This is a genomic window from Streptomyces ossamyceticus (assembly GCF_001418475.1).
GTDB classification, from domain to species: Bacteria; Actinomycetota; Actinomycetes; order Streptomycetales; family Streptomycetaceae; genus Streptomyces; species Streptomyces ossamyceticus.
In genome coordinates, this window is the sequence record NZ_LIQX01000465.1 from 1 (window position 1) to 10086 (window position 10086).

Annotated in this window: 10 protein-coding genes; 3 read left to right on the plus strand and 7 right to left on the minus strand. The window is 72.4% G+C overall.

Annotation, left to right across the window (positions count from 1 at the left end; genetic code table 11):
- The 5 genes from AOK15_RS29500 to AOK15_RS29520 all read right to left on the minus strand — a co-directional run.
- The coding region (locus tag AOK15_RS29500; RefSeq protein WP_240508652.1) for a sensor histidine kinase at positions 1-812 on the minus strand (812 nt) is incomplete at its 3' end.
- A 116-nt stretch (positions 813-928) separates the two neighbouring features.
- Positions 929-3136, minus strand: coding sequence for an MMPL family transporter (locus AOK15_RS29505; protein WP_055521392.1), 2208 nt, complete (start codon positions 3134-3136; stop codon positions 929-931).
- A 164-nt stretch (positions 3137-3300) separates the two neighbouring features.
- A complete protein-coding gene (locus tag AOK15_RS29510; RefSeq protein WP_055521393.1) occupies positions 3301-3837 on the minus strand; it encodes a hypothetical protein in 537 nt (178 codons plus the stop codon).
- Positions 3830-4204 carry a MazG-like family protein gene (locus AOK15_RS29515; RefSeq protein WP_055521394.1) on the minus strand — a complete coding sequence of 125 codons (375 nt, stop codon included), beginning with the start codon at positions 4202-4204 and terminating at the stop codon, positions 3830-3832. Before AOK15_RS29515 ends, AOK15_RS29510 begins: the two co-directional genes overlap by 8 nt.
- Before the next feature lie 36 nt (positions 4205-4240).
- Positions 4241-4786 carry a DoxX family membrane protein gene (locus AOK15_RS29520; protein ID WP_055521395.1) on the minus strand — a complete coding sequence of 182 codons (546 nt, stop codon included), beginning with the start codon at positions 4784-4786 and terminating at the stop codon, positions 4241-4243.
- Between the two features lie 206 nt (positions 4787-4992).
- On the opposite strand from AOK15_RS29520, the gene AOK15_RS29525 reads away from it, so the two are divergent.
- Entirely contained in the window at positions 4993-5319 is a 327-nt protein-coding gene (locus AOK15_RS29525; RefSeq protein ID WP_055521396.1) for a nuclear transport factor 2-like protein, read from the plus strand.
- A gap of 66 nt (positions 5320-5385) precedes the next feature.
- Positions 5386-6381: an aldo/keto reductase gene (locus AOK15_RS29530; protein ID WP_055521397.1), complete on the plus strand. Its 996-nt coding sequence runs from the start codon at positions 5386-5388 to the stop codon at positions 6379-6381.
- A 289-nt stretch (positions 6382-6670) separates the two neighbouring features.
- On the opposite strand, the gene AOK15_RS29535 is transcribed toward AOK15_RS29530, so the two are convergent.
- On the minus strand, positions 6671-7423 hold the full coding sequence (locus AOK15_RS29535) for an SDR family oxidoreductase (protein WP_055521398.1): 753 nt from the start codon (positions 7421-7423) through the stop codon (positions 6671-6673).
- Positions 7424-7583: 160 nt separating this feature from the next.
- Between AOK15_RS29535 and AOK15_RS29540 the strand changes: the two genes are divergently transcribed.
- The gene (locus tag AOK15_RS29540; RefSeq protein ID WP_055521399.1) at positions 7584-9242 is read left to right on the plus strand and encodes an alkaline phosphatase D family protein; all 1659 of its coding nucleotides are present in this window, start codon (positions 7584-7586) and stop codon (positions 9240-9242) included.
- Here the strand turns inward: AOK15_RS29540 and AOK15_RS29545 are convergent.
- On the minus strand, positions 9229-10086 hold an 858-nt coding region (locus tag AOK15_RS29545; protein WP_055521400.1), incomplete at its 5' end, for a Gfo/Idh/MocA family protein. The genes AOK15_RS29540 and AOK15_RS29545 overlap by 14 nt on opposite strands.

Here is a 10086-nt window from a genome sequence, read left to right on the forward strand (position 1 = left end):
AGGAGGCCCGCCTCCGGGTCGTCGGGCTGGCGCAGCACACCGACGGTGGCCTTCAGCTCCCGCAGCGCCGACGACGTGGTGGCGGTCAGGTCGGTGAGGATCCGGTGGGCCTGCTCCGGGTCGACGCGGGTGAGGTGCGCGGCGGTGCCCGCCTGGGCGTTGGCGAGGGCCAGATGGTGCGCGACCACGTCGTGCAGGTCGCGGGCGATGCGCATGCGTTCCTCGGCGACCCGGAGGCGGGCCTCCTCCTCACGGGTGCGTTCGGCGTGCTCGGCGCGGGCCTGCACCGACTTCAGATAGGCGCGCCGCACCTGGGTGGCCTTGCCCGTGGCGAGGGGCAGCAGCAGCCAGAAGACGGGGCCGATCGTCCGGATCAGCAGGGAGAGGTGGTCCATGGAGTCGGCGAACACCGCCGCCAGCGTCGTCGCCCCGATGGTGGTGAGGCCGTAGACGCGGGTGGTGTTCCGGTCGGTCTGGGTGGACAGCCAGTACAGGCCGCCCATGACCGGTGCCAGCAGCAGGGGGGTGACCAGATAGCCGAGGGCGACCGCGACGATCGTGCACAGCGCCGTGATGACCAGGGCGGTGCGCGGATGGGCACGGTGCCTGAGCAGGGCGAGACAGGACACACCCATGAGGGCGACGCCGACGTTGTCCTGGTCCGGCGTGTCGGCGCCGGGCAGGGTGAGCGCGCTGCCGAGGGTCGCGCACGCCATCAGCGTCGCGGCCATCGTCAGATCGATGAGGAAGGGATGGCTCTGGGAGAACCCCTCCAGGCGGTCGGCGTAGCGCCGGTCCAGGCTGATGCTCATCGGGACTCCGGTCGGTGGGACTGGGAACCATGGTGCTCGACGTGGGGCGCGCACGCCCCGGGGGCCGCCGTGGCGTTCGCCACGGCGGCCCCCGGTGGGGGGTGGTGCGGTGGGGGTCAGACGCGGGCCGCTTCGGGTTCGGCGGGCGCCGCCGGGCCGGGCTCCGCCTCGGGGCGGCGGCTGAGCGCCTCGCCCTCCACGTCGACGCGGGGCAGCGCGCGGTCCAGCCACTTCGGCAGCCACCAGGCCCGGTCGCCGAGCAGCGCGAGCACGGCCGGCACGATCGCCATCCGGACGACGAACGCGTCGAACAGGACCGCCGAGGCCAGCCCGAAGCCGATCATCTTGATCATGGAGTCGCTCTCGCCGATGAACCCGGCGAACACCGCGATCATGATCAGGGCGGCCGCCACGACCACCCGGGCGCTGTGCCGGAACCCGCTGGTGATCGCCTCGTCGGGCCGGTCGCCGTGGACGTACGCCTCCCGCATCCGGGAGACGAGGAACACCTCGTAGTCCATGGCGAGCCCGAAGACGATGCCCACCAGGAAGATCGGCATCAGGCTCATGATCGGGCCGGTCTGCTCCACGCCCAGCAGCTCCGCGCCGTGGCCCTGCTGGAAGACCAGAACGACCACGCCGAGGGAGGCGAGCACCGACAGCAGGAAGCCGAGGGCGGCCTTCACCGGGACGAGCAGCGAGCGGAAGACGACGAGCAGCAGCAGGACGGCGAGGCCGACCACGACCAGCAGATAGGGGACCAGCGCCGACTGCACCTTGTCGGAGATGTCGATGTTCAGGGCGGTGGTGCCGGTGACCTCGTAGGTCGCGCCCGTCCTCGACTCGATGCCGGGCCGCTCGTCGCGGATGACCGTCACCAGGTCCTTGGTCTTCTCGTCGGTCGGCGCGGTGGCGGGCACGGCGGAGAAGACGGCGGTGTCGCCGGCCTCGTTGAACCGCGCGGGGGAGACGGACACGATGCCCTCGGTGGCGCCGATGTCCTTCGCGACCGTCTCCGCGGCGCTCTTGGCGTCGTCGGTGCCCCGGGCGTCCACGACGATCGTCAGCGGCCCGTTGAAGCCGGGCCCGAAGCCCTCGGCGAGCGCGTCGTAGGCGCGGCGCTCGGTGGTGGAGGTCGGCTTGGCCTCGTCGCCGGGCATGCCCAGCTGGAGGTCGGTCATCGGTACGGCGAGCGCGCCGAGACCTATGACGCCGAGGAGCAGGACGGGCACGGGCCGGCGCAGCACGAACCGGGACCAGCGGGTGCCGCCGTTGTCGCCGCTCTCCTCCAGCCGGCCGCTCCTGCGGGCCTTGCGGGCCAGGACCGCGTTCGGCCAGAACCCGAGGACGGCCGGGACCAGGGTCAGCGCGATCAGCACGGCGACGACGACCGCCCCGGCGGCGGCCAGCCCCATCTTCGTCAGCATCGGGATGCCGACCACGGCCAGTCCGGCCAGTGCGATGACGACGGTGAGCCCGGCGAACACGACCGCCGATCCGGCGGTGCCGGTGGCCAGGGCGATCGCCTCCTCGGGCGTACGGCCCCTGGCGCGTTCCTCGCGGTAGCGGGAGACGACGAACAGGGCGTAGTCGATGCCCACCGCGAGGCCCAGCATCATCGCGAGGGTGCCGGTGGTGGTGGACAGGCCGAGCGCGTCGGACAGGGCGAGGATGGTGGCCATGCTGAAGCCGACGCCGACCAGCGCGGTCAGCAGCGGCAGCCCGGCCGCGGCGAGCGAGCCGAAGGTCACCAGCAGGACGACGGCGGCGATGGCGACGCCGATCACCTCGGCCGTACCGCCCGCGCCGCCCTGCTCGGAGACCGCGTCGCCGCCCGCCTCGACGGTCAGCCCGGCGTCCTGGGCCTGGTGGAGGGCGTTCTCCAGGTGGGTCCTGCCGGCGTCGGAGATCTCGTTGGCGCCGACCTTGTAGGTGACGGTCGCGTACGCCGTGGACCCGTCCCGGCTGACGGCCCGCGCCTGGAAGGGGTCGACGGCGTTCGCGACCTGCGAGCCGTCGGCCAGGTCGGCCACGGTCTCCTCGATCGCCTTCCTGTTCCCGGCGGCGGTGACCTTCTCGCCGCCCGGCGCGACGAACACGATCCGGGCGGTGGCGCCGTCGGCGGTCATGCCGGGGAAGCGCTCCTCCAGCAGGTCGAACGCCTTCTGGGACTCGATGCCCGGCATGGAGAACTCCTCGGCGGAGGCTCCGGGGGCCTTGACGGCGCCGAAACCGACGGCACCGAGGACCGCCACCCACACGAGGGTGACGTACCAGCGTTTACGGAAGGCCAGCCGGCCCAGCCGATAGAGGAAGGTTGCCATGGGGCGCGGTCTCCACGTCAGATGTCTGGGATACCCGCACAGACTCCCGGTCCGAGGCCCTCCGGGTCGTCGTGCGGCTGCCGACAATCCCGCGTACTCGCATCGCAGTACGACCCGGCCACCGAGTCACCCCCCGGTATGACCGTGCGGAGCCCGCGCCGCTCTCACATGGCGTGCAGGGTGTCGCGCGACGCCTTGATGAAGTCCTTCAGGGCCTGCCAGAACGGCCGGTAGCAGGCGTCGAAACGGGCGACCGCGTCCGCGTCGCCCTCGATCATCGCCTCCATCGCCTTGTAGAACGGGTTCGTCGACCGCCGTACGGCGTTGGCGAGCTCCGCGACCTCGTCCGGGCCCTCCAGCGACACGATCCACGTACGGTGCCGCAGCGCCGCGTACTCCTCCCGCTGCCGGTCCCGCAGCGCCCGCAGCTCCTCCACCTGCCGGGGCCCGAGCCCACCGCCGTCGGCGGCGCGGACGATGTCCGACACCTTCCAGTGCACGTCGCTCAGCCGCTGCGCCTGCTCGATGAAGTCCGCGTACGCCGCCCGCCGCGCCTGCCTGAGCCGCTCCACCCGCTGGGCGCCCGTGGTGGTGTCCGCCTGGATCCGGGCGGCCCGTGCCGTGCCCCGGCTCGTCACCCAGCTCGCGACCACGGCGGTACCTGCCGTGAGGGCGGCGATCCAGAAGGCGTTGTCAGCCACGGCGGGCGCCCAGGGAGCGTTCCGCGACCCCGGCCAGATGGGCGGCGAGGACCGCGCGGGCGTCCGGGGCGAGGGTGCGCAGCGCCACCATCGCCGTGATGATCACATCGCACAGCTCGGCCCGTACGTCGTCCCAGGTGTGGGTGGTGCCCTTGCGCGGGTTGGACCCGGTGACACCGATCACCGCCTCGGCGACCTCGCCGACCTCCTCCTGGAGCTTCAGCAGCCGCAGCAGCAACAGCTCACGGCCGTCGTGCACGGGGTTCGACTCCAGCCAGGAGTACAGCAGTTCCACGGTCGGCCAGGGGTCGCCGGGGGCGTCGCCGGACTGCCGGGGGTCGCCGGGGGCGTCGATCCGCTCGCTCATGGGCGCAGCTTGCCACGCCCGTACCGGGCGGGGAGGTCACTCCTCGAACAACGCCTCCTGCTCGCCCTCCTTCTGCCGCCGCACCCGCTTGGTCCGGGCGCCGATCACCAGCGCCGTGGTGGCGGCCGTGAAGGCGAGCGCCGACGGCACCATCCAGCCCCGGTCGACGACATGGCGGAACGCGTGGTCGAGGGAGAGCCTGCCGGGACCGGCGATCGCGAGTCCCGCGGCGGCCAGGCCCAGGGTCGCGGCGTACTCGTAGCCGCCGCTCGTGTTGAAGAAGCCGTTGGGGGTGTGGACGGCGGCGGCGCCCGCCATGGCGCCGGCCGCGGCGGCACCGGCGGCGGGGGTCGCGAGACCGAGGGCGAGCAGGGCGCCGCCGCCCGTCTCGGCCAGCCCGGACGCGGTGGCGCTGGCCTTGCCCGGCGCGTACCCCACCGACTCCATGAAGGCGCCGGTCCCCTCGATGCCGTGCCCGCCGAACCAGCCGAACAGCTTCTGCGTCCCGTGCGCGGCGAGGACCCCGCCCGTGCCCAGGCGGAGGAGCAGCAGGCCCAGATCACGTCGGTCGAATGTGGTCACGATGACTCCCGGAACGGACGGTGGTGATCGGACGGTTTCCCCTCCCGCGTATCCACCGTCGCACCGATGACACGCCTCGGGGCCGCCCGCGCGGCCGTTCGAGTGGCAGGTCCGGAACGCGCCGCAGTCGACGCCGGTCCCACCGCGGCCACTCCGCCGGGCGCCTGAGGTGGCGGGCCGGTACCGGCGGTGTGAGGCTGACGGGCATGACGATCGCACCCGCCAGACTCAGTGATCCGACCGTCCGCGCCTTCGTCAACGCCGTGAACGCGCAGGACCGCGACGCCTTCATGGCCCTCCTCGCCGACGACGCGACCATGTCGGACGACGGCTCCGACCGGGACCTCACGGACTGGACCGACCGGGAGATCTTCTCCTCCCACGGCCACATGGAGGTCCAGCGCGAGTCCGACGGTGGCCGCTCCCTGGTCGCCAACTACCGCAACGACACCTGGGGCGAGATGCGCACCGCCTGGCGTTTCACGGTCTCGGACGACGGCAGGATCTCCCACTTCGAGACCGGCCAGGCCTGACCCCGCCGGACTTTTCCCCGCGATGGCTTGCCTTCGCGTGCGCTCCAACTCCTACCGTCCTCGGGTATGGAGACGAACACGTACACGAGGTCCCTCGGCCGCAGCGGCATCCAGGTCAGCGCACTCGGCTTCGGCTGCTGGGCCATCGGCGGGGAGTGGCAGTCCGCCGACGGGCAGCCGCTCGGCTGGGGCAGGGTCGACGACGAGGAGTCCGTACGGGCCGTGCGCCGCGCCCTCGACCTCGGCGTCACCTTCTTCGACACGGCCGACGCGTACGGCGCCGGCCACAGCGAACGCGTCCTCGGCCGCGCTCTCGGCCGGCGCCGCGCGGACGTCGTCGTGGCCACCAAGTGGGGCAACGTCTTCGACGAGCGCACCCGCACCCTCACCGGCCAGGACGACACCCCGGCCCACGCCCGCCGCGCCCTCACCGCCTCCCTCGACCGCCTCGGCACGGACCACGTCGACCTGTACCAGCTCCACCTGTCCGACGCCGACCCCGAGCGGGCGGCCGAACTCCGCGACCTGTGCGAGGAGTTCGTCCGCGAGGGCCTGGTCCGGGCGTACGCGTGGAGCACCGACGACCCCGACCGGGCCGCCGTGTTCGCGAAGGGCGCGCACTGCACAGCCGTCCAGCACCGGCTGAACATCCTCCAGGACGCTCCCGAACTCCTCGCCCTGTGCGAGGAGTCGAACCTGGCGAGCGTCAACCGCAGCCCTCTCGCCATGGGCCTGCTCACCGGCAAGCACACACCGGGGCGCGCGCTGGCGGCCGGTGACATCCGCAGCACCCCGCCCGCCTGGCTGCCGGGCTTCACCGCGGACGGCGGGGCGGACCCCGAGTGGGTCGACCGGGTCGAGGCGCTGCGGGAGATCCTCACCAGCGGGGGCCGGACGCTCGCGCAGGGCGCCCTCGCCTGGCTCTGGGCCCGCAGCCCGCGCACGGTGCCCATCCCCGGCTTCCGCTCGGTCGCCCAGGCCGAGGACAACGCCGGCGCTCTCGCGAAGGGGCCGCTCACCGCGGACCAACTGGCCGAGGTCGACCGGGTCCTGGGGCGCTGAGCCGCGTACAGGAGTCGCCCGGGACGAGAGGGCGGTATGGCGGGGCAGCCGTCCCGTGCCCCGGTGCACACCTCGCGGTCCCACGCGAGGTCCGCCCCCTTCCGGAGCGCGGGACGGCTGCCCCATCCCCCCTCGGTGTGGTGATGGAAGCCGTCTCCTCCAACTGTGAAGCCGAGATGTGAAGCTCCGGTGGAGGAGTGATGAGCATATGACTCCCACGTGCTCGAATGGCCCGGAGTAACAGCTTCCGTTTGTGCAGGTTGAGTCCTGGACCAGTGTCCGGCAGGGCTCAGCCGCGCCCCACGTACGGCATCGTCGTCGCCATCACCGTCGCGAACTGCACATTCGCCTCCAACGGCAGCTCCGCCATGTGCCGCACGGTACGGGCCACATCGGCGACATCCATCACGGGTTCGGCCATGAGCTGCCCGTTCGCCTGCGGAACCCCGCGGCTCATCCGCTCCGTCATGTCGGTCGCCGCGTTGCCGATGTCGATCTGCCCGACCGCGATGCCGTACGGCCGGCCGTCGAGCGACAGCGACTTGGTCAGGCCCGTCAGCGCGTGCTTGGTCGCCGTGTAGGCCACCGAGTGCGGGCGGGGCGTGTGCGCCGAGATGGAGCCGTTGTTGATGATCCGGCCGCCCTGCGGGTCCTGCTCCTTCATCTGCCGGTACGCCGCCTGCGCGCACAGGAACGCCCCGTTGAGGTTGGTGTCCACCACATGCCGCCAGGCCGCGTAGTCCAGCTCCTCCACCGGCACCCCGCCCGGCCCGAACGTCCCCGCGTTGTTGAACAGCAGGTCCAGCCGCCCGAACCGCTCCCGCACGGCGGAGTGGAGGGCCGCCACCTCCTCCGGCCGTGACACGTCCGTGGGGACGCACAGCGCCTCCCGCGCCCCGCCCGCCGTCTCGACGAGCCGCTCCTCCCGCCGCCCCGCGAGTGCCACCGACCATCCGGCGCCGAGCAGCTCCAGGGCCACGGCACGCCCGATACCGGAGCCCGCACCCGTCACGATCGCGATCTTCGTTCCCTCGGTCCTCATGGGCCCGCAGCGTAGGGGAGGCGGCACGGCGGACCGGGCAGGAGGGGCCCGGACATATGGAACTCATGCGTCCGCCACCTGGCTGTTGTGTACGGGACAGAAGATCGTCGAACCTGGCCACTCCAATACTCATGGACAACTACCTTCAGGAGAAGGCCAGATGACCCACGCAGCCCACAGGGCGACCCCGCCGCACTCGTCCCACTCACCGGAACTGCGTGCCGCCGCACGCCACTTCGACCGCCGTCGCTTTCTCACCCTCACCGCCGCCGCCGCGCTGGCCCTCGCCACCAACCTCCCGACGGCGGGCGCCGCGGCCGCCGCCGAACTCGACCCGCGCCACATCACCGAGAACCCCTTCACCCTCGGCGTGGCCTCCGGCGACCCGCTGCCCACCTCCGTGCTCCTGTGGACCCGGCTCGCCCCCAAGCCGTACGAGCCCGACGGCGGTCTGCCCGCCGAACGCGTCGTCGTCCGCTGGGAGATCGCCCGCGACGAGGACTTCCGACGCGTCGTCAGACGCGGTGCCACCATCGCCCACCCCGAGTTCCACCACACCGTCCACGTCGAGGTCCCTTACCTCGACCCGGGCCGCGAGTACTACTACCGTTTCCGTGCCGGCTCCTGGATCAGCGACACCGGCCGCACCCGCACCGCCCCCGGACGCGGCCATCTCTCCGGCGCCTCGGGGCTCTCCTTCGCGGCCGTCTCCTGCCAGCGGTACGACCAGGGCTACTACACCGCCTACCGACACCTCGCGAACGAGGACATCGATGTCGTCGTCCACCTCGGGGACTACCTCTACGAGTACGCCGTGAACGCCGCCGGCGGCGCCCGCAACTACACCGACCGCGTCCTGCCCGCCCACTTCAACCACGAGACCGTCACCCTGGAGGACTACCGGCTGCGGTACGCCCTCTACAAGACCGACCCCGACCTCCAGGCCGCCCACCGCGCCCACCCCTTCGTCGTCACCTGGGACGACCACGAGACCGAGAACAACTACGCCGGCGACAACGACGAGCACGACAGCCCGCCCGAGGAGTTCCTGCTGCGCCGCGCCGCCGCCTACCGCGCCTATTGGGAGAACCAGCCGCTGCGCCGCCGGCAGCGGCCCGACGGCCCCGACATGCGGCTCTACCGCCGCTTCTCCTGGGGCCGCCTCGCCCAGTTCGACATCCTCGACACCCGCCAGTACCGCGACAACCAGGCCCAGGGCGACGGCTGGCAGATACCCGGCCCGGAGTCAGCCGACCCGGCGCGCTCCATCACGGGCGACGAGCAGGAGCAGTGGCTGCTGGACGGCTGGGCCGACTCCGACGCGATCTGGAACGTGGTCCCCCAGCAGGTCACCTTCTCCCAGCGCCGCAACGCCGTCGGCGAGACCTACAAGGTGTCGATGGACTCCTGGGACGGCTACCGGGCCTCCCGCGAACGCGTCCTCGCCGGCGCGGAGGACGCCGGCATCGAGAACCTGATGGTCCTCACCGGCGACGTCCACGTCGGCTACGCCTTCGACATCAAGCGCGACTTCGACGACCGCTCCTCGCGCACCGTCGGCGCGGAACTCGTCGCCACCTCCGTCAGCAGCGGCGGCAACGGCTCCGACAAGCCCGCCAACTGGGACACCTACATGACCGCCAACCCGCACATGCGGTTCTACAACGGCCGCCGCGGTTATCTGACGGTCTCCCTCGGCAGGACGCAGGCCCGCGCCGACTTCCACGCCCTGCCGTACGTGACGACGCCGGACGCGGGCCTCACCACGGTCGCCTCGTTCGCGATGGAGGCGGGCAACCCCGGCCTCACGCCGGTGTAGCCACCAGATCGCCGTCCCGCCGGCCGTCCTCGCCGGGGTAGCGGACGCCGACGCGCTCCCGGATCGTGTCGAGCGTCCGCATCACGGCGAGGGTGCCGTCCAACGGGACCAGCGGGGACTCGGTCTCGCCCGCGCGCAGGGCCCGCATCACCTCGGTGGCCTCGTGGCGGAAGCTGTTACGGGGACCGTCGGCCGGGTCCGCGGCGAAGGCCTGGGGCTCACGCCCGTCGCGGTGCAGCACGAAGTGGTCCGGGAAGAAGAAGCCGTTCGGGATGTCGATCCGGCCCTGCGAGCCGGTGACCGACGCCGTGGTGGCCGTACCGCCGACGATGGAGCAGTGCACCGACGCGATGGCACCGCTCTCCCAGGAGAGCAGTGCTCCGGTCTGGAGGTCGACGCCCTCGTCCGAGAGCACCGCTCTCCCCGTGACGTCCGAGGGCTCCCCGAGCAGCAGCTGCGCGAACGAGATCGGGTACACCCCGAGGTCCAGCAGCGCACCCCCACCCTGCGCGGGGTCCCGCAGCCGGTGCGAGGGCGGGAACGGCCCCGCCAGCCCGAAGTCCGCCTGCACGGTCCGCACCTCGCCGATCGCGCCGTCCCGCACCATTTCCGCGAGCCGCCGGACCAGCGGATTGCAGTACATCCACATGGCCTCCATCAGGAACCGCCCGCGCCCCCGCGCCAGCGCGACCAGCTCCTCGGCCTCCCGCACGTTCAGCGTGAACGGCTTCTCGCAGAGCACGCCCCGGCCCGCCTCCAGGCACATCCCGGCGGCGACCCGGTGCGCCGAGTGCGGCGTGGCGACGTACACCACGTCGACATCCTCGTCCTCGGCGAGCGCGCG

Bases quoted from the DNA above. Each gene is read 5' to 3' on its own strand.
- AOK15_RS29505 (WP_055521392.1), bottom strand. From the start codon at position 3,136: ATGGCAACCTTCCTCTATCGGCTGGGCCGGCTGGCCTTCCGTAAACGC.
- AOK15_RS29515 (WP_055521394.1), bottom strand. From the start codon at position 4,204: ATGAGCGAGCGGATCGACGCCCCCGGCGACCCCCGGCAGTCCGGCGAC.
- AOK15_RS29525 (WP_055521396.1), top strand. From the start codon at position 4,993: ATGACGATCGCACCCGCCAGACTCAGTGATCCGACCGTCCGCGCCTTC.
- AOK15_RS29530 (WP_055521397.1), top strand. From the start codon at position 5,386: ATGGAGACGAACACGTACACGAGGTCCCTCGGCCGCAGCGGCATCCAG.
- AOK15_RS29535 (WP_055521398.1), bottom strand. From the start codon at position 7,423: ATGAGGACCGAGGGAACGAAGATCGCGATCGTGACGGGTGCGGGCTCC.
- AOK15_RS29540 (WP_055521399.1), top strand. From the start codon at position 7,584: ATGACCCACGCAGCCCACAGGGCGACCCCGCCGCACTCGTCCCACTCA.